The organism is Micromonospora palomenae, from assembly GCF_007829925.1.
Classification (GTDB): domain Bacteria; phylum Actinomycetota; class Actinomycetes; order Mycobacteriales; family Micromonosporaceae; genus Micromonospora; species Micromonospora purpureochromogenes.
In genome coordinates, this window is the sequence record NZ_VIXA01000001.1 from 1,800,107 (window position 1) to 1,817,314 (window position 17,208).

General features: G+C 74.5%; 20 protein-coding genes. 7 read left to right on the plus strand and 13 right to left on the minus strand.

Annotated features, from left to right (window positions below):
* The first annotated feature begins 89 nt into the window (after positions 1 to 89).
* Positions 90 to 1,175, plus strand: coding sequence for a hypothetical protein (locus FHX75_RS08115; RefSeq protein ID WP_154937722.1), 1,086 nt, complete (start codon positions 90 to 92; stop codon positions 1,173 to 1,175).
* Between the two features lie 39 nt (positions 1,176 to 1,214).
* Here the strand turns inward: FHX75_RS08115 and FHX75_RS08120 are convergent, their stop codons facing one another.
* The 5 genes from FHX75_RS08120 to FHX75_RS08140 form a co-directional block, all read right to left on the minus strand.
* Positions 1,215 to 1,736: a GNAT family N-acetyltransferase gene (locus tag FHX75_RS08120; protein ID WP_154937724.1), complete on the minus strand. Its 522-nt coding sequence runs from the start codon at positions 1,734 to 1,736 to the stop codon at positions 1,215 to 1,217.
* A gap of 61 nt (positions 1,737 to 1,797) precedes the next feature.
* Positions 1,798 to 2,091: a DUF6510 family protein gene (locus FHX75_RS08125; RefSeq protein WP_154937726.1), complete on the minus strand. Its 294-nt coding sequence runs from the start codon at positions 2,089 to 2,091 to the stop codon at positions 1,798 to 1,800.
* Positions 2,092 to 2,108: 17 nt separating this feature from the next.
* Complete coding sequence (locus FHX75_RS08130; protein WP_211364362.1) at positions 2,109 to 2,843, minus strand: ferredoxin reductase; 735 nt, start codon at positions 2,841 to 2,843, stop codon at positions 2,109 to 2,111.
* The gene (locus FHX75_RS08135; protein ID WP_211364434.1) at positions 2,840 to 3,430 is read right to left on the minus strand and encodes a sulfite oxidase-like oxidoreductase; all 591 of its coding nucleotides are present in this window, start codon (positions 3,428 to 3,430) and stop codon (positions 2,840 to 2,842) included. The genes FHX75_RS08130 and FHX75_RS08135 overlap by 4 nt, the downstream gene beginning before the upstream one ends.
* 80 nt (positions 3,431 to 3,510) lie before the next feature.
* Entirely contained in the window at positions 3,511 to 4,530 is a 1,020-nt protein-coding gene (locus FHX75_RS08140; RefSeq protein WP_154937732.1) for a TerC/Alx family metal homeostasis membrane protein, read from the minus strand.
* Between the two features lie 260 nt (positions 4,531 to 4,790).
* Between FHX75_RS08140 and FHX75_RS08145 the strand changes: the two genes are divergently transcribed.
* On the plus strand, positions 4,791 to 5,957 hold the full coding sequence (locus FHX75_RS08145; protein WP_154937734.1) for a CaiB/BaiF CoA transferase family protein: 1,167 nt from the start codon (positions 4,791 to 4,793) through the stop codon (positions 5,955 to 5,957).
* Positions 5,958 to 5,975: 18 nt separating this feature from the next.
* Here FHX75_RS08145 and FHX75_RS08150 read toward each other — a convergent pair whose 3' ends face one another.
* On the minus strand, positions 5,976 to 6,389 hold the full coding sequence (locus FHX75_RS08150) for a DUF2267 domain-containing protein (protein WP_154937736.1): 414 nt from the start codon (positions 6,387 to 6,389) through the stop codon (positions 5,976 to 5,978).
* A gap of 155 nt (positions 6,390 to 6,544) precedes the next feature.
* Here FHX75_RS08150 and FHX75_RS08155 point away from each other — a divergent pair, with 155 nt between their 5' ends.
* Together FHX75_RS08155 and FHX75_RS08160 are read left to right on the plus strand one after the other, a co-directional pair.
* Positions 6,545 to 6,814: a DUF2795 domain-containing protein gene (locus tag FHX75_RS08155; protein WP_088962457.1), complete on the plus strand. Its 270-nt coding sequence runs from the start codon at positions 6,545 to 6,547 to the stop codon at positions 6,812 to 6,814.
* 49 nt (positions 6,815 to 6,863) lie between these two features.
* The gene (locus tag FHX75_RS08160; protein ID WP_211364363.1) at positions 6,864 to 7,517 is read left to right on the plus strand and encodes a DUF1345 domain-containing protein; all 654 of its coding nucleotides are present in this window, start codon (positions 6,864 to 6,866) and stop codon (positions 7,515 to 7,517) included.
* Positions 7,518 to 7,747: 230 nt separating this feature from the next.
* Here FHX75_RS08160 and FHX75_RS08165 read toward each other — a convergent pair whose 3' ends face one another.
* The 5 genes from FHX75_RS08165 to FHX75_RS08185 all read right to left on the minus strand — a co-directional run bounded on the left by FHX75_RS08165 (position 7,748) and on the right by FHX75_RS08185 (position 13,107).
* Positions 7,748 to 8,407, minus strand: coding sequence for a hypothetical protein (locus FHX75_RS08165; RefSeq protein ID WP_246157783.1), 660 nt, complete (start codon positions 8,405 to 8,407; stop codon positions 7,748 to 7,750).
* A 41-nt stretch (positions 8,408 to 8,448) separates the two neighbouring features.
* Positions 8,449 to 9,420, minus strand: a complete 972-nt coding sequence (locus FHX75_RS08170; RefSeq protein WP_154937738.1) for a pirin family protein — start codon at positions 9,418 to 9,420, stop codon at positions 8,449 to 8,451.
* An 80-nt stretch (positions 9,421 to 9,500) separates the two neighbouring features.
* Positions 9,501 to 10,415, minus strand: coding sequence for a GumC domain-containing protein (locus FHX75_RS08175; protein WP_246157784.1), 915 nt, complete (start codon positions 10,413 to 10,415; stop codon positions 9,501 to 9,503).
* 527 nt (positions 10,416 to 10,942) lie between these two features.
* Positions 10,943 to 11,533, minus strand: a complete 591-nt coding sequence (locus tag FHX75_RS08180) for a hypothetical protein (RefSeq protein WP_154937740.1) — start codon at positions 11,531 to 11,533, stop codon at positions 10,943 to 10,945.
* Positions 11,534 to 12,312: 779 nt separating this feature from the next.
* Positions 12,313 to 13,107 (minus strand): DedA family protein, encoded by a 795-nt coding sequence (locus FHX75_RS08185; protein WP_154937742.1) that lies wholly within the window; start codon positions 13,105 to 13,107, stop codon positions 12,313 to 12,315.
* 79 nt (positions 13,108 to 13,186) lie between these two features.
* Here FHX75_RS08185 and FHX75_RS08190 point away from each other — a divergent pair, with 79 nt between their 5' ends.
* The 3 genes from FHX75_RS08190 to FHX75_RS08200 all read left to right on the plus strand — a co-directional run bounded on the left by FHX75_RS08190 (position 13,187) and on the right by FHX75_RS08200 (position 15,436).
* Positions 13,187 to 13,891, plus strand: coding sequence for a carbon-nitrogen hydrolase family protein (locus tag FHX75_RS08190; protein WP_154937744.1), 705 nt, complete (start codon positions 13,187 to 13,189; stop codon positions 13,889 to 13,891).
* Between the two features lie 94 nt (positions 13,892 to 13,985).
* Entirely contained in the window at positions 13,986 to 14,630 is a 645-nt protein-coding gene (locus FHX75_RS30640) for a phosphotransferase (RefSeq protein WP_170285313.1), read from the plus strand.
* Positions 14,627 to 15,436, plus strand: a complete 810-nt coding sequence (locus tag FHX75_RS08200) for an MOSC domain-containing protein (protein WP_154937748.1) — start codon at positions 14,627 to 14,629, stop codon at positions 15,434 to 15,436. The genes FHX75_RS30640 and FHX75_RS08200 overlap by 4 nt, the downstream gene beginning before the upstream one ends.
* Positions 15,437 to 15,442: 6 nt before the next feature.
* On the opposite strand, the gene FHX75_RS08205 is transcribed toward FHX75_RS08200, so the two are convergent.
* Both FHX75_RS08205 and FHX75_RS08210 read right to left on the minus strand, forming a co-directional pair.
* Positions 15,443 to 16,882, minus strand: a complete 1,440-nt coding sequence (locus FHX75_RS08205; protein ID WP_154937750.1) for a serine/threonine-protein kinase — start codon at positions 16,880 to 16,882, stop codon at positions 15,443 to 15,445.
* 120 nt (positions 16,883 to 17,002) lie between these two features.
* Positions 17,003 to 17,206, minus strand: a complete 204-nt coding sequence (locus tag FHX75_RS08210) for a hypothetical protein (protein ID WP_154937752.1) — start codon at positions 17,204 to 17,206, stop codon at positions 17,003 to 17,005.
* Positions 17,207 to 17,208 lie beyond the last annotated feature (2 nt).

Consider the following 17,208-nt stretch of genomic DNA (forward strand, 5'->3'; position numbering starts at 1 on the left):
CGGTGACGCGGCGTTCACGATCCGACTGCGCCCCGCGACCACGCCGCCCACCCTGGTCCTCGTTCGACCACCATCGATCGGAGGAGCAGATGAGATTTCGCCGTGCCGTCGCCGTCGCGCTGGCCGCCCTGTCGGCGGCCGTGGGGCTCGCACCGCCCGCGCCCGCCGCCGCGGCCACCGCGGACCGGTGGGGCTTCGCGTACGTCGGGGACCCGACCGTGCCCGCCTGGACCACCCTGGACACCACCCGCCAGTGGGGCAGCTGGAAGAGCGCCTTCCCCGCCTCGTGGGCGCAGGGCGCCAAGCTCGCACCCGGCCGCTTCCTGGTGCGTTTCCCGCAGGTCGGCGCCGGCTCCCGGGGCGTGCCGCACGTGACGCCGGTGAACCGGACCGGGCACTACTGCGAGGTGGTGCGCTGGTACCAGTCCGGCACCGACGAGATCGTCGACGTGCAGTGCCACAAGCCGGGCGGCACGCGTGACGACAGCCCGTTCACCGTGCTCTGGACGACCAGCTCCGGGGTGCTGCCGGCCGGCACCGCGCACGCGTACCTGCAGGGCGGGGTGAGCGGCGTGGTCCAGTCGTACAACTCCACCGGCGCGGGGGTGTCGCTGGCCCCGTTCGGGGTCGGGCAGTGGTCGGTGAAGCTGCCGGGCGTCGGGCTGGCCGGGGTGCTCGCCGGCAACGTGCAGGTCACCGCGATCCAGCCGAACGCCGGCCCACGCCGGTGCAAGGTCTACCGGTGGGCACCGGCCGGCACCGACGTGGTCGTGTACGTGTCCTGCTTCGACCAGGCGGGCGCGCCGGTCGACACCGACTTCGCGCTGTCGTACCACCGGGGCCGGTCGGTGATCGGGTCGCTCGCCCCGCCGAAGTATTTCGGGCACCTGGCCAGCGCCGCCGGCGGCCCGACCAACGACAACTCCCTCCTCGGCGTGGGCGCCAACACCATCGCCCCGCTCGCGCCGGCGGGCCGCTACCTGGTCACCTTCAAGCAGCTCGGGCAGAAGGAGACGCACGCGCAGGTGACCGCGCAGGGCTTCGGCTCGCACTACTGCCACCTGACCCAGCCCTGGTCGTACGCGCCGGACGCGCCGGTCGACGTGATCTGCTTCGACAACGCCGGGGTGCCCACCCCGCACGATGTGCTGGTCGCCTTCACCTCGCGGATCTGAGCGCGGCACCGGTGCCCGCCCGCCCAGGGCGGGCACCGGTCAGGCCGGGGCGGTGACCGCCCAGCGCTCGTGGTCGCGCCACGCCCCGTCGATGAAGAGGTAGTCCGGCGAGAAGCCCTCCAGCCGGAAGCCCAGCTTGCGCGCCACTCGCCTGGACGGCTCGTTGCCCGGCTGGATGTTCGCCTCGACCCGGTGCAGGCCCAACGTGTCGAAGGCGTGCGCCAGCACCAGCCCGATGCCGGCCGAGGCGTGCCCGGTCCCGCTGTAGGGCAGGAACGCGGCGTAGCCCATGAAGCCGCCGCGCAGCGGACCCATGATGATGCCGCTGATGTTGACGTAGCCGGCGATCGCGCCGCCGGGCCGGTCGCAGATGAGGAAGCTCTGCTGGTCGCGGCGGCGCGCCTTGGCCAGGTAGGCGGCGAACTTCTCGGCGGTGTCGGGGGCGGTCAGCCAGGGGTGGTGCAGGTCGCGGCTGCGGCGGGCCGCGGCGACGAACTCGGCCTCGTCGGCGGGACGCGGGCGTCGGATGCCGACCGGGCCGGCGCTGCGCAGGTATCTCACGCACGACGACTCTGGTCCCGGCGGCGGGTCTTGTCCAACCGGAATGACGTCGCCGTCGGCCTCAGCCTGGGCGGTAATAGGTGGGCTCGGCCGGCATCGGCACCTCGAGGAAGGTGGCGCCCCGCAGGTCCAGCCAGGCCCGGTCGGGCGCCCGGACCAGCCGCAGGATCACCTCGGAGCAGACCGGGCAGCGGCCGACCAGCCCGGGGGCGTGGGAGAAGACGTGCAGCCCGGCCAGCGGGCCGAGCGACCCGCACGACTGGCAGCGTGAGGTCGCGGGGCTCAGGTCGACGGCGAACAACTCGCGCAGCGGACCGTCGAGCATGTTGCCGTCCACGTAGGACATGTCGGTCATCGGGCCTCCTCGGGCGTTCACGCGGTGGGGCCGAACCGTTCGGTGCGTACCCGGCGGCTCTGGTGACCCAGCCCCACCAGCAGGTCCGCCACGGTCTCCACGAAGCCGGTGGAGCCGCAGACGTAGCAGAGCGGTTCGAGGTCGGGCGGCCAGCCGTGGGTGTTCACGTCGACCAGGCCGATCCGGTGCGGCGCGCCCCGCCACCCGTCGGGCGCCTCCCGGGTGTACACGTACGCCACGTCCAGGCCCTGGTCGTCGCGGGCCCGGGTGCGCAGCTCGTCGGCGTACAGGACGTCGGCCGGGGTGCGGACGGAGTAGATCAGCCGGAACGGCGTCCGGCTGCCGGCGGCGCGCCGGGCCCGGATCATGGCCATCAGCGGCACCACCCCGGAGCCCCCGCCGACCAGCAGCACCGGCGCGGTCTCGTCGGGGCGCCAGACGAAGTACCCGCCGAGCGGGCCGCGCACCTCGATCGGGTCGCCCTCGGCGTAGGTGTCCAGCAGGTACGGCGACACCTCGCCGTCCTCCACCCGCTGCACGGTCAGCGCGATCCGGTCGCCGTCGGCCGGCGCCGCCAGCGAGTACGACCGGGCCGCCTGGTAGCCGTCCTCGGCGGTCAGCCGGATGTCGACGTGCTGCCCGGCGACGTGCGCGGGCCAGCCCGGCGCCTCCAGGACCAGGGTGTGCGCGGACGGCGTCTCGACCCGGCGCTCCACCAGCCGGGCCACCCGCCAGGTCAGCGGGGCGCTCAATCGCCGGCGTAGCGCTGCTCGCGCCACGGGTCGCCGTAGTCGTGGTACCCGGCGGTCTCCCAGAAGCCGGGGTGGTCGTCGACCAGCAGGCGGATGCCGCGCACCCACTTCGCCGACTTCCAGAAATAGAGGTGCGGCACGAGCAGCCGGGCCGGGCCGCCGTGCTCGGCCGGCAGCGGCCCGCCCTCGTACGTGTGCACCACCCAGGCCCGCCCGCCGCGCAGGTCGTCCAGGGGCAGGTTGGTGGTGTAGCCGCCGTAGGAGTGGGCCAGCGCGAACCGGGCGGTGGTGTCGACGCCCTCGAGCAGGGTGTCCAGCGAGACGCCCTGCCAGCTGGTGCCGAGCTTGGTCCAGTGGGTGACGCAGTGGATGTCGACGGTCGGGCTCTCCTGCGGCAGCCCGGCCATCTCGTCCCAGGTCCAGCGGAACTCGGTGCCGGTCTCGGTGGTGAGCACGAACTCCCAGGTGTCCAACGGCACCCGCGGCGTCGGACCCGCCGACAGCACCGGGAAGTCCTCCGTCAGGTACTGCCCGGGCGGCAGGGCCGGCCCGCTCGAGCGGCGCCGGCCCTGGAAGCCCGGTGACACGATTCCCACCCGTCAGTCGTACCACCGGCGGCACCCCCGGCGGGGGCGTTCGGCCGTACCCCCGCCCAGGCCCGGCGGCGTCAGTGCCGCTCGGAGACGACCTCCGGCTCGCCGGGGACCTGGTCGCGGGTGGCACGCAGGCTGGTGACGGTGACGACGATCAGCACGCCGATGATGACGCCGAGGGAGGCCAGCGTCGGGATCTCCGGTACGCCGGACCAGATGCCGTGCGCCCAGTGCAGACCGAGCTTCACGCCGATGAAGGCGAGGATGATCGCCAGGCCGTAGCTGAGGTGCACCAGCCGGCTCAGCGCGGCGTGCAGGACGAAGTAGAGCGCGCGCAGGCCGAGCAGGGCGAAGGCGTTGGTGGCGAAGACCAGGTACGGGTCCTCGGTGATGCCGTAGACGGCCGGCACCGAGTCGACGGCGAAGACGATGTCGGTGGCCAGCACCGCGACCACGACCAGGGCGAACGGGGTGAGCGCCCGGCGGCCCTGCTGCTGAATGGTCATCCGGGTGCCGTGGTAGTCGTCGACCACCGGCATCACCTTGCGCAGCAGCCGGACCGACCGCATCTTGTTGATGTCGACCTCCTGCTCGTGCCCGGAGAGGGCGTCGCGCAGCAGCTTGATCGCGGTGACGATCAGGATGAGGCCGAAGAGCAGGAAGGCGAAGTCGAGGGTCTGCAGGGCGGCGGCGCCGAGGGCGATGAAGACCGCGCGCAGCACCAGCGCGCCGGCGATGCCGTAGAGCAGCACCCGCTGGGCCAGCGCCGCGGGCACCGCGAACGCGGCCAGCAGCAGCATGAAGACGAACAGGTTGTCGACCGAGAGGGACTTCTCGACCAGGTAACCGGTGAGGTACTCCACGCCCTGCTGGGAGCCGAACCGCGACCAGATCCAGGCGCCGAAGGCCAACGGCAGCGCGATGTAGAACGCCGACCAGCCCAGCGCCTCCCGCATGGACACCTCGTGCGGGCGCCGGGTGACCAGGAAGTCCAGCACCAGCAGGACCAGCACGCCGACGATGGTGACCGCCCAGAGGGTGGGCGAGCCCACCGACGACAACTCGGCGGCAGACAGGTACGACGATCCGGTCATGGGGCCTCCTCGAACACGGTGCCATGTTCGAGGTCTCCTTCACCCGCGCTTTCGCGGGCAACCACCCGAGGCGAGCCCGGGCCCGCCGTACTGACCGGAATGGTTCGTGGGAAGTACTCCCCTCGTGCGTCAAGGTTAGGCGGGCTCACTGCGTACGCCAAGTCCGGCCGGCCCTGGTTGCCCTGGTCAACCGCTGGATGCCGGGCGATGGCGGGGTCGGGGGTGGGACGTGGGGAGCCCGGTGGGCCTATGGTGACGCGATGACCGACGACGCCCCCACCGCCCCGGTCGGCCCCCTCACCGGCGTACGCGTGGTCGAGCTGGCCGGCATCGGCCCCGGCCCGTTCACCGCGATGATGCTCGCCGACCTCGGCGCCGACGTGGTCCGGGTCGACCGCACCACCCCGGCCGACCTGCTCAGCCCCCCGGAGGACCTGCTCAACCGCAACCGCCGCTCGGTCGCGGTGGACCTGAAGTCCGACGCCGGGCGCGAGGTGGTGCTGGCCCTGGTGCGCGACGCGGACGCCCTGATCGAGGGGTACCGGCCCGGGGTGACCGAACGCCTGGGCCTGGGCCCGCGGGAGTGCCTGGCGGTCAACCCCCGCCTGGTGTACGGGCGGATGACCGGCTGGGGCCAGGACGGCCCGTACGCGCACACCGCCGGCCACGACATCGACTACCTGGCGCTGACCGGGGCCCTGCACGGCATCGGCCGGGCCGGGGAGCGCCCGGTGCCGCCGATGAACCTGCTCGGCGACTTCGGCGGCGGCGGGATGATGCTGGCCCTCGGCATCGTCGCCGCCCTCTACGCCGTCCGCGCCGGCGCCCCCGGCCAGGTGGTCGACGCCGCCATCGTGGACGGCGTGTCGGTGCTCAGCACCCAGGTCCACGCGCTGCGCCGGCTCGGCATGTGGCAGGACCCGCGCGGGGTCAACCTGCTCGACGGCGGCGCGCCGTTCTACGACACGTACGAGTGCGCCGACGGGCGGCACCTCGCCGTCGGGGCCCTGGAGCCGCGCTTCTACGACGAACTGGTCCGGCTCACCGGCTTCCCGCTCGCCGGCGACGAGGCCCTCGACCGGCACGACCCGGCCAACTGGCCGGCGCTGCGCGAGGCGTGGGCGCGGCTGTTCCGCACCCGTACCCGCGACGAGTGGGCCGAGCTGCTGGCCGACTCGGACGCCTGCGCGGCGCCGGTGCTGGACTGGCGCGAGGCGCCGGAGCACCCGCACCTGCGGGCGCGGGGCACGTTCGTGGAACACGCCGGGGTCACTCAGCCGGCGCCGGCGCCCCGGTTCTCCGCGACCCCGACCTCCGTGCGCCGGCCCCCGCCCCGACCCGGCGAGCACACCGACGAGCTGCTGGCCGAGGCCGGCTTCGACGCCGAGCGGATCGCCGCCCTGCGGGCCGCCGGCGCGGTGGCCTGAGCCGTCCCGTCCCCCGGCTCAGGCGCGGCGCAGCACGCTCCCGCCGGGGGTGAGCGCCGGCTCCACCATCTGCCGGTAGTCGCGCGGCAGCTGGGTCACCACGTCGTCGAACTCGCCGCCGGTGAGCGCCTCCCGCAGGGTGGTGAAGACCGCCCGGACGGCTTCCCGGGCGGCGGTCTCGTCGATCTCGGCCCGTTGCGCGACCCGGGCGACGAACTCGGCGGCGCCGAACCGCTGGGCCGCCTCGATGCTCGGGCCGGGCTTGAGGACCAGCTGCAACGGCGCGGGCAACTGGCTGGCGAGGTCGAGGACCTCCCCGCCGGTCAGCCGCTCGGCGAGCGTTTCCAGCGTCGCGTGGGTCAGCCGCACGGCCTGCTCGGAGTCGGTCCGGGTCCGCCGGGCGACCTGGTCGACGAAGGTGTCGTAGTTCATCGGGGCGCGCTCCCTTCGACGTCGGACGGGTCGCGTACCCGGCCCGGGGCGTCGGAAACGGCACCGATTTCCTGGCCGGTCGGCGCGTGACCCGGGGCCGGACGGGTAACCGCCGCCGGTCGTGACCGGATCGAGGCGGCGAGGGAGCTCACGCCATGGCGAGTTACACCGACGTCCTGCAGTACCTGTCCAGCCTGGACTACCCGGCGGAGAAGGACGACGTGGTGCGCGAGGCGGAACGGGAGGGCGCCCCGCCGGAGGTGCTCAAGGCGTTGCGCGCGCTGCCGCCGGTGGACTACGCCAACGGCAACGAGGTGGCCCGTTCCGCCGCCATCGACGCCGCCCCGGAGCTGAGCCCGTCGCAGCGGGCCGCGCAGGCCCGGGAGCCGCACACGCGGGTCTCGCAGCACCTGCGCCGCATCTGAACCGCCGGCGCGCGGTGCGGGCAGCCACCGGGTCGCCGAGGTCCCGCCCGTGACCCGTCGGACGCCGCACGGGCACACTCCGGCCGCCCTCCAGCTCACCGTGATGGGCGCGGTCGGGTTGTGCGCCGGCGGGCTGTTCGCCGCGCTGGCCTCCCCCGGCCTGGCCCCGCTGGTCGGCTGGGACGCCGCGGCGTTGTGCTGGCTGCTGCTGGTCTGGCGGACACTCTGGCCGCTGGACGCCGGGCGCACCGCGGCGCTGGCCGTGTACGAGGACCCCAACCGGGCCGTCCGGGACGTCCTGCTGCTGATCGCCTGCCTGGCCAGTCTGCTGGCGGTCGCGCTGGTGCTGACCAGCGCGCGGACCGCGCAGCCGGGCGAGCACCGGGACGCCTCGGGCGCGCTGGCCATGGTCAGCGTGCTGCTGTCCTGGTGCGTGGTGCACACCGTCTACACCGCCCGGTACGCGCGGATCTACTACACCGGCCCGGACGGTGGGGTGGAGTTCCACCAGCCCGGCAAGCCCTGCTATCTGGACTTCGCCTACCTGGCGTTCACCATCGGGGCCACGTTCCAGGTTTCCGACACCAACCTGACCAGCCAAGAGATGCGCCGCACGGTGCTGGGGCACGCGCTGCTGTCGTACCTGTTCGGGGCGATCATCATCGCCGCGACGGTGAACCTGCTGGCCACGTTGGCCCGGTGACGTGCGGGAGGCTCGGCGGGGGAAACAGGCGGGCGCCCCGGGTCACGAACCGCGACCTGGGGCGCCACGCGTACCTGTCCCTGGCGGGTCCACGCCCGAACCGGGTCGCGTACCGCCAAGCGGTGGATGTTCGCCCGAACCGGGCGGGCATCGCTGCCACGATCATCATACGATATGACATCACCCGTACGGCTGATTTTGCCAAGACTGTGGGCCACGGCACCCGTGGCTCAGCGGGTCACCTCGGCGTACCGCTGCTCCAGGTCGACCCGGGCCAGCGCGCCGACCAGCCACGCCAACCGCTCCGACTCGCCGCTGCCGGCCAGCTCGGCGAGGTCGTCGGCGGAGCGCCCGAGCCCCAGCCGGCGGGCGGCCGTCAACGCCCGCTTGTCCGCCACCGGCGCGACCTCCCGCCACAGCGCCTGCGTCTCGCGCAGGAACAGGTCGACGACCGTGTCGTCCACTCCGGGCAGTTCGGTGAGCAGCGCCCGCTCCCGGCCCGGGTCGTGCCCGGCCGACGCGCGCAACCGGCGCAGGTCGCCCCGGTACCGCTCGACGACGGTACGGGCCAGGTCGCCCAGGAGATTGGCCAGCTCGTCGACGTCGCCGCGCTGGCCGGCCTCGCGCAGCACGCGGGTCCGGTCGGCGTGCAGCGAGCGGGCCAGCCGGGCGGCGCTGTCCCAGCCGTTGTCGGGCAGGGCGTGGGCGCTGTCCACGGCACGCCGGAAGTCACCCCGGCGGGCCAGCAGCACTGCCAGGCAGAGCAGCTGGAACAGGCTCGACGGGTTGTTGGTCACCCGGAAGCCGTACTGCTCGGCGAAGCCACGGCCCTCGCCGGCGAGCCGACGTACCAGCCGCTTCCTGTCCTCGGTCATCACACTGCGGGTCATGCCCCGCGACTACCCGCCCCGACAGCAGACACGCCTGCCGGTCAGCCCCGTACGTCGCCACGCCGGTCGCGCGCCTTGAGCCGGGTGGTCGGCATCTCCGGGGCGGGCAGCGGCGGGGCGGCGTCGTCGGCGACGACCCCGAACCGCCGGCCGGCCATCCAGTCCTCCCGGGCGGCGGCCACCTCCTCGTGCGACCGGCCGACGAAGTTCCACCACATGACCAGGGGCTCGTCGAACGGCTCACCGCCGAGCAGCATCAGCCGGCTGCCCGCGTCGGCCCGCAGGTCCAGCCGGTCCCGACCGGCACCGAGGTAGAGCAGCGCGCCGGGGGCCAGGTCCAGACCGTCGACCTGCGCCGCGCCGGACATCGCCAACAGGCCGTACTCGAAATCGGGTCGCAGCGGCAGCGTCGCCGTCGCCGCGGCGCGGGCCTCGACCTCGACGCCGAGCAGCGGCGTGTGCACCACGGCCGGCGACCGTTCGCCGCGCAGCTCGCCGACGAGCAGGGTGAGATCGAGCTCGCCGTCGCGCCAGCGGGGCAGCTCGGCGTGGTGGGCGAAGTCGGCGGCGCCGGCCCGCGCCGGGTCCGGCAGCGCCACCCAGAGCTGCACGCCGTGCATCACCGGCGGGTGCGTGGCGGGCGACCGCTCGGAGTGGGCGATGCCGTGCCCCGAGGTCATCACGTTGAGCTGGCCGGGGCGGATCGGCTGGACGCTGCCGAGGCTGTCCCGGTGCACGATCTCGCCCTCCAGCAGCCAGGTGACCGTCTGCAGGCCGGTGTGCGGGTGCGGCGGCACCTCCATCCCGGGCCGCTCGGCGACGTCGTCCGGGCCGAAGTGGTCGACGAAGCACCACGCGCCGACCATCCGGCGCTGACGCTGCGGCAGCAGCCGCCGCACGGTCGTGTAACGCCCCAGCGGCACGTCGTGGCCGGGCAGCAGCACGCTGCCCGGATCGACCGGGGCCACGCCGGGCGGTCGGGTCTGTGCTGGCAACGATTCGGTACGGTCCACCGCCCGACTCTATGCCGACGGTGGGCTCGCGCACCGAGGGTGGCCCGGTTCCAGTGGTCCACTCCACCGCTGCCGCGCCCCTACTCGGCGCCGATCGTGACCCGGTTGGCGCCACCCACCAGGTCGACGTAGATCCGGTCGACCGCGCGGTCCCAGTTCGGCGAGCTGACCGTCTCCCCGACGGCGAGGCCGTCGTGCCGATCGTCGTACACGGTGACGCCGCCGGCGCCGGAGGCGGCGCGGACCCGTACCGGCGGGGTGCCCGGCGCCCGGATGGTGAACTGGCTGACGCCGCCGGTCATCCGCACCGTCAGGGTGCCGGCGGTGGGCGGCAGGCTCAGGTCGATGCGCGACGCCCCGCCGACCATGTCCACCCCGGCCAGCCGGGCCTGCCTCAGGTCGAGCTGGTGGGCGCTGACCCCGCCCACCAGGCGGAGCCGCCACACCAGCCGCGAGTTGAGCACCACGTCGACCGAGCCCGCCCCGGACCGACCGCTGCCGTCCAGGTGCAACCGGACCCGGTCCCCGAGCACCTCGGGCCGTGGCACCACCCCGGAGTCACCGGGGCTGGTGATCCGGTAGAGCTCGTCGCCCAGTTCCCCGGTACGCAACCGGAACGCGCTCACCCCGTCGACCAGCTCGAACGTCGCCCGGCGGCGGCCGGCCACCGGCGCGGTCAGGCTCTCCTCGGCGGCCGCCTGCGCCTCCTCCGCCGCCTGTTCGGCCTCGGCCGCCCCCGCGCCGCCCGGCTCGCCGGTGGACGTCGGCGCACCCCGTCCACCGGAGAAGGCCACGCCGAGCCGGTCCGGGTTGGCCAGGGTGACGGTCACCGCGAGCGCGCCGAGCGCCAGCACCACGATCGCGGCGGCGGTCAGCAGGCGGGCGCCGCGCGGCCAGGACGGACCGTCCGGCGGCGGCTCACCGGTCACCTCGACGACCGGCTCCCGGTCCTCCCCCGTGACCTCTGTCTGGTCGTGCCGGTCCGGCTCCGCCATGGTGCTCCCCTTTCACGGTCCCCGCCGGGCAGTACGTAACCGGGGTCGGAACGGATCACCGCTGCGGGGGTGGGAGCTTGCTCTTTCTGCTGGCCGGGTGCTTGGCGTTCGTTCTTCGGGTGGGGTACGTCGGGTTGGGGGTTGGCTTTTGGAGGCGACGGTTGCTGGTGTCGGTCGCTGCCCCGTGGGTTGCGGTGGGTGGTGGGTGGGGGTGTGGCCCGCCGTGCCCGGCTCCGGGCGGTCAGGCTTGATCCCTGCGCCGGGCACGGCGGGCCACACCCCCGCCGCGGGCAACCTCCGCGCGGCCCTCGCCGCCCCCGAACCCGCACACCCCTCGACCACCCGCCGCCTACCGCCCCGCGCTTCCCCGACCGATGCGTTGATCATGAGGTTGGCAGTGCTGAAGGAGATCAACTCCGCTGCCAACTCCATGGTCAACGGGGTTGTGGGACGACGGGTGGGTCTGGACATGCCGCTGGCCGGCACCCCGGGTTCGGGGTGCCGGCCAGCGTGATCGTTCAGGTGGGTCAGCTCCAGTGCTTGGCGACCAGGTCGGCGGCCTGCTTCTCCCACTGGGCGTAGTGGTCCGGGTAGGCCGAGACCTGCACGGTCTGCGCGGCCTTGGTCAGCGGCATGTCCTTCCAACCGTCGACCTGCTTCAGACCCTTCAGGAACGCCATCGTCGAGTACTCCGGGTCGGTGATCTGCTCAACGGTGCCCCAACCCGAGGACGGACGCTGCTGGAACAGGCCCTGCGAGTCGTGGTCGTTACGGGCACCCAGGTGACCCAGGTTCTCCAGCTTCGACTCCTGCAGAGCGGTCGCGATCGCCACCACGGCGGCCCGCTCGTCCATGCCCGACTTCTTCGTCGCCGCGATGATCGCCTTCACGTTCGCGGTCTGCTCGCTGTCCAGGGTGATGCGCGACTGCTTGCCCTGCACACCGTGCGGGATCAGCTTGCCCTTGTCCACACCCGGCTTGTCCGCCTGCACCACCGCAACCGACTTCGCCTCAGCCGGGGCGGCGTGAGCCTCGGTCACCGGGCCGGCGAAGACGCCACCGGCGAAAGCCAGACCAGCAATACCCAGCACGCTCTTCCGCAGAATGGTGGTGTTCATCAGAGTGGCTCCATTCGGGGGTTGGCACCCAGCCTCGATGGGGGTCGAGCGGGCGCAAGCACCACGACGGCGCTCAAAAGATCAAGGGGAAAGTCTTCGTCCCGGCAGGCTTCACGAGCGGGGGCTCGCGGCGCCGGGTCCATGTGTAACGACCGGCGGCCCACCATCATTCCGGGGGCCCATCCCCCGGGCGGCCCATGTGATCGGGCCAGGCCAGCAGGGTGCGATCGTCCAGGTGATGTAACGACCCGGGGGCCCGTCATCATTCCGGGCCGTGGGCACCCCGGGCGGCCCACGTGATGGGGGCCAGGCCAGCGGGGGTGCTGCTGCGATCGTCCAGGTGATGTAACGACACCGGCCCGGCCACCATTCCACCGCCAGGGTGCCCCCGATCACGGGACGATCCGCCACTCGCCGGCCCAGACCCGGACATCGGACGGCACCCAGCCGGGCCCCGAACCGGACATCGCGCATGAGCACCTGGCCGGCCAGCCAGGTCGGGCGCGGTCGCACGTAATCGGACAATCCGCGCATGGACCCCTGGAGTGGTGCAGACGCCTGTCGTCCCTCCCGGCCTTCGCCGGGCGCCGCGATGAGGGCTGCTGTCATCGGCTGCACGGTTTGCGGCGTGTCGCGGTGACGTGGGCGCGGGTTCCCCCGACACGCCGCAAACCGCGCGTCGGGATTCGAACCCGCAGGCACCAGTCCAGACCGGGCGCGATGGGCGGGCCTTGGCGAGCCGCGGGAACGCCGTCCAGGGCAAGGGGCGTCGGCTGGGGTCAGGCGTCGGGGCGCCAGGAGGAGGCGCGGTAGACGGTGCCTCGGTGACCGCTCACCTGGCCGACCTGCACCGGGCCGGCCGGCGGTGCCGGGTCGAACGGGTCGGGAGACGAAACGGCGGAGGCGCGGGCTTGGCGGGCACGGCGTACGCGGGTGACGACGAACCAGGCCGCCGCGGCCACGCAGGCGGCGATGACCAGCTTCTGGAACGAACCCACGTACGACTCGACCACGTGCCAGTTCTCGCCCAGCAGGTAGCCGGCCATCACGAAGGTGGTGTTCCAGATCAGACTGCCCAGCGTCGTGTACAGCAGGAAGGTGCGGACCGGCATCCGTTCCACCCCGGCCGGCACGGAGATGAGGCTGCGGAAGATGGGGATCATCCGCCCGAAGAACACCGCCTTGACGCCGTGCTTGAGGAACCACGCCTCGGTCCGGTCGACGTCGCTGAGCTTGACCAGCGGCAGCCGGGCCGCGATGGCGCGCATCCGGTCACGGCCCAGGGCGGCGCCGATCAGGTACAGCACGTACGCGCCGACCACCGAGCCGAGCGTGGTCCACAGGATCGCCCCGACGAGGCTCATCTTTCCCTGCGCGGCGGCGAAGCCGGCCAGCGGAAGGATGACCTCGCTCGGGATCGGCGGGAAGAGGTTCTCCAGCGCCACGGCCAGCCCGGCGCCCGGGCCACCGAGCCGCTCCACCAGTCCGGTGACGTAGCCGACCGGACCTTCCGCGGACGGTTCGGAGGTGGACACGACCGCGCGGGGGTGGAGCGCCAGGGAGCCAGGGATCATGGACCAAAGTTACGAGCCGGGGCGCGCATCGACCACGTCCGGTGCCTGCGCCGAGCCGATCCAGCAAGGGAGCCGACCCGTGCGTACGCCGCTCACCCTCGCGGTGGCCCAGCCCCACTGCGTCCCGTACGACATCGCCGCCAACGTGGCGGCGCACGCCGCGCTGGTCCGCGCCGCCGACGCCCGTGTGGTGCTGTTCCCCGAGCTCTCCCTGATCGGGTACGAGTTGGACGCTCCCCCGCTCGACCCGGCCGACCCCCGGCTGGCGCCGCTGGTCGCGGCGTGCCTGGCGACGGGCGCGCTGGCGCTGGCCGGGGCAGCGGTCGCCGACGACGCCGGTGCGGCGTACATCGGTGTGCTGGCCGTGGACGGGGGCGGCGTGCGGGTGGCGTACCGGAAGATGTTCCTGGGTGGGGCGGAGGCCGCGCGGTTCGTCGCGGGCCGGGAACCGGCGGTGGTCGAGGTGGACGGCTGGCGGCTGGGCCTGGCCGTCTGCAAGGACACCGGGGTGGTCGAGCACGCGGCGCGGACCGTGGCGCTCGGCGTCGACGCGTACCTGGCCGGGGTGCTGGAGGCGCCCGCGGACGCGGCGGTGCCGGACGCGCGGGCCCGGCGGGTCGCCGCCGACCACGGCGTGTGGGTGGCCACCGCCAGCTTCGCCGGGCCGTCCGGCAGCCACTACCCGCGGAGCGCCGGCGGCTCGGGGGTGTGGCGGCCCGACGGCACGCCGGTGGTCCGCGCGGGCGCCGCGCCCGGCGAGGTCGCCCGCGCCACCCTCCACTGACCACGGTCGGCTGTCGGCCTCGCGGCCGGCCGGACCGGCGGGGCCGCGCGGGCGGGGGCACACGCGGGCGGGGGCCGCGGGTTACCGTGGGCCGGTGCTCGCCGCCACGCCGCTCGCCTCCGGCCGGGACGCCGACGTGTACGCCCTCGGGGCGGACCGGGTGATCCGCCGCAATCGCGACGGTGGCGACGTCCGCGCCGAGGCGGAGCTGATGGCGTACCTGCGCGGGCAGGGCTACCCGGTGCCCGAGGTGTTCCGGGCCGACGGCCCCGACCTGGAGATGACCCGGCTGGCCGGGCCGACGCTGGCCGAGGCGCTCGTCACCGGCGTCGCCGACATCCGGTCCGGCGCCCGGATCCTGGCCACCCTGCACCACCGGCTGCACGCCCTGCGCGCGCGGCGCTCTCCCGACCCGGCCGCCCGAATCCTGCACCTGGATCTGCATCCGGAGAACGTCATGGTCACCGCCGACGGGCCGGTGGTCATCGACTGGGGCAGCGCCCGCGAGGGCGCACCGGAGCTGGATCTGGCGATGACCGCGCTGATCGTCGCGGAGGTGGCCACCGACCCCACCTCGCCGTTCGCCGCGCTGGCCGACGAACTGCTGGCGGCGTTCCTGGCGGAGACCGGGCCGGTGCGGCTGCTGGACCCGGCGGTCAGCCTGCGCACGCGGACGGGACTGCTCGACCCGCGGCGGGTCGCGCAGGCCGCGGCCCGGGTGCGGACGGCCCACGGGTGACCGGCCGCCTCGGGCAGCTCTGGCGCTACCCGGTGAAGTCGATGCTCGGTGAGCAGCTGACCGCCGCGACGGTCGACGAGCGGGGCGTGGCCGGGGACCGCCGGCTCGCCCTCGTGGACCGGACCACCGGGCGGGTGGCCAGCGGCAAGCAGCCGCGACTGTGGCGGGGCCTGCTCACCGTCCGCGCGGCCGGCGACGCCCCCGATCCGGTACGCCTCACCCTCCCCGACGGCACGGTGCTGACCACGGCGGACGACCGGGCGGACGACGTCCTCTCCGGGCTGCTCAGCCGGGCGGTACGGCTGACCGCGGCGGTGCCGGACGACGCCGTGCTGGACCGGGCCGACCCGGACGCGGTGCTGTCGGCCGGGGTGACGGCGGTGACGCCGACGACGCAGAGCCGGCTGGGCGGGGCGGCCCCACCGGGCAGTCTGGTCGACTTCGCGCCGGTGCACCTGGTCGCCACGGCCACCCTGGCCGCGCTCGGGTCGGTCGACCCGGTGCGGTACCGGCCGAACCTGGTCGTCGACGCCGGCCCGGCCTTCGTGGAGAACGGCTGGGTGGGTCGGGAGCTGCGCGTCGGCGCCGAGCTGCTGCTGCGGGTGGTGGCGCCCACCCCGCGCTGCGCGGTACCCACCCTGGCGCACGGACCGCTGCCGCCCGACCCGGAGGCGTTGCGGGCGGCCGCCCGACTCAACCGGGTGGTGCCGCTGCCGGCGCTCGGGCCGCAGCCGTGCGTCGGCGCGTACGCGGTGGTGGTGCGGGCGGGTCGGGTCGAGGTCGGCGACCCGGTCGTGGTGGTCTGAGCCGGGTCAGTCGTTGCTCCGCGAGCGCGGCCAGCCGGCCAGCAGGTCGCGCAGCTCGGACGCGGTGCCGTCGTCGATGCGGTCCTTCTCGACCGCCTCGGCGAGCCGGCCGGCCAGCTCCCGCAGCCGCTTGAGCCGGTCCTTGGGCTTGCCCTCCTCCAGCTCCGTGAGCTTGTCGCGCAGCTCGTCGGCGGTCCTCGGGTCGATGTCGCCGGCCGCCTCCGCCCGGTCGAGCAGGGCCGCGAACTCGTCGGCGAGCTGCCCCGCCGTGCGTGGCACGGGCCGTTCGTCCCGCGACGGCGGGGCGGTGGACGGCTCCGCCGACGGGGTCGGCTCGACGGTGGGCTCGTCCTCAACGGCGGTGATCGGCGCGGCCGGGGTGCGGTGGTCGGGCCCGTCGTCGAGGACGAGCACGCCGACCAGGCCGAGCAGCAGCACGACCCCGGCCGCGACCAGCACGCCCAGCGCCCGGTTCGGGCGGCGCGGCGCAGCGGCGACCGGAGGCGCGGGACGGGTGGCGGGCGGCCGGGGCGCCGCGACGGCCCGGTCGACGAGGGTGGGTTGCGGGGGCGTCGGCACAGTCGGGAGCAGCGCGGTGGGCGGCTCGGCCGGTCGGCCGGCCGCCAGCCGGGCGGCGAGCTGCGCGGCGGTGGGCCGGCGGGCCGGGTCGACGGACAGGCAGGCCATGGTGAGCTCGGCGATGTCGGCGGGCAGCCCGGGGATCCGCAGCGGCGGCACCGGAGTGTGCCGCGCGTGCACCTCCAGGGCGTCCTCCCAGGTCTGCACCGGCAGCGGCGCCCGGCCGCTGAGGGTGCGGTAGAGCAGCGCGCCGAGGGCGTACACGTCGCTGGCCGGGTCCGGCGGGCCGGGTGTCAGCCGTTCCGGCGCGAAGTAGGCGGGCGTGCCCATCATCAGCTCGCCGGTCTGGCCGGCGAGCGGGTGGCGGGGGCCGGCGAGGGCGGCGATGCCGAAGTCGAGGACCTTGGCGCCGGTCTCGGTGAGCATGACGTTGGCCGGCTTGACGTCGCGGTGCACCACGCCGATCCGGTGCGCGGCGGCCAGCGCGGCCGCCACCTGACCGGCGACGCGGACCGCGTCCGGCCAGGCCAGCGGGCCGGCGGTGAGCCGGTCGGCGAGGCTGCGCCCCTCGACCAGCTCCATCACCAGGTACGGCACGACCACGCCACCGGGCAGGGTCGCCTCGCCGTAGTCGTAGACCTGGGTGACGTGCGGGTGGGTGAGCCGGGCGGCGGCCCGCGCCTCCCGCTGGATGGTGGCCCGCAGCTGCGGGTCGGCGGCGAGCTGCGCGGCGAGGGCCTTGACCGCGACGGGGCGGTGCAGCACCTCGTCGTCGGCGCGCCATACCTCGGACATTCCGCCGAGGCCGATGGGCGCGCGCAGGACGTACCGATCGTGCAGGCGCGTGGCGGGCGTGAGCGACGACATGATGCTCCAGTCTGCCCGGCCCGCCCGGCCGGACACCAACCGTGGTGCCCGGTTGGGCGTCGTCTGGCCGGAAAAGCACCCTACCGGGTGCTTACCGGGTGGCCTCGGCCACCCCGGCGGTCAGGGACGGCAGGTCGGGGCGGGCGCGGGCGCCGGCTCCGTGAGGTCGGCGAGCCGGCGCAGTGCGTGCGCGGCGGCAAGCCGGACGGGCGCCAGGCGGTGGCGGCGGGCCCGCTCGGGGCGCACCGGCGCGTCCGGGCGGGCCGAGTTGACGTGGCGGGTGACCGCGTCGATGGCGAGGGTGAAGCCGGTCGGCTGTTCCATGG

What these genes read in the sequence shown, in the direction of transcription:
- FHX75_RS08115 (WP_154937722.1), top strand. Translation starts at nt 90, where the DNA reads ATGAGATTTCGCCGTGCCGTCGCCGTCGCGCTGGCCGCCCTGTCGGCG.
- FHX75_RS08165 (WP_246157783.1), bottom strand. Translation starts at nt 8,407, where the DNA reads ATGACCCGCAGTGTGATGACCGAGGACAGGAAGCGGCTGGTACGTCGG.
- FHX75_RS08180 (WP_154937740.1), bottom strand. Translation starts at nt 11,533, where the DNA reads ATGAACACCACCATTCTGCGGAAGAGCGTGCTGGGTATTGCTGGTCTG.
- FHX75_RS08150 (WP_154937736.1), bottom strand. Translation starts at nt 6,389, where the DNA reads ATGAACTACGACACCTTCGTCGACCAGGTCGCCCGGCGGACCCGGACC.
- FHX75_RS08175 (WP_246157784.1), bottom strand. Translation starts at nt 10,415, where the DNA reads ATGGCGGAGCCGGACCGGCACGACCAGACAGAGGTCACGGGGGAGGAC.
- FHX75_RS08205 (WP_154937750.1), bottom strand. Translation starts at nt 16,882, where the DNA reads ATGTCGTCGCTCACGCCCGCCACGCGCCTGCACGATCGGTACGTCCTG.
- FHX75_RS08145 (WP_154937734.1), top strand. Translation starts at nt 4,791, where the DNA reads ATGACCGACGACGCCCCCACCGCCCCGGTCGGCCCCCTCACCGGCGTA.
- FHX75_RS08185 (WP_154937742.1), bottom strand. Translation starts at nt 13,107, where the DNA reads ATGATCCCTGGCTCCCTGGCGCTCCACCCCCGCGCGGTCGTGTCCACC.
- FHX75_RS08210 (WP_154937752.1), bottom strand. Translation starts at nt 17,206, where the DNA reads ATGGAACAGCCGACCGGCTTCACCCTCGCCATCGACGCGGTCACCCGC.
- FHX75_RS08125 (WP_154937726.1), bottom strand. Translation starts at nt 2,091, where the DNA reads ATGACCGACATGTCCTACGTGGACGGCAACATGCTCGACGGTCCGCTG.
- FHX75_RS08140 (WP_154937732.1), bottom strand. Translation starts at nt 4,530, where the DNA reads ATGACCGGATCGTCGTACCTGTCTGCCGCCGAGTTGTCGTCGGTGGGC.
- FHX75_RS08155 (WP_088962457.1), top strand. Translation starts at nt 6,545, where the DNA reads ATGGCGAGTTACACCGACGTCCTGCAGTACCTGTCCAGCCTGGACTAC.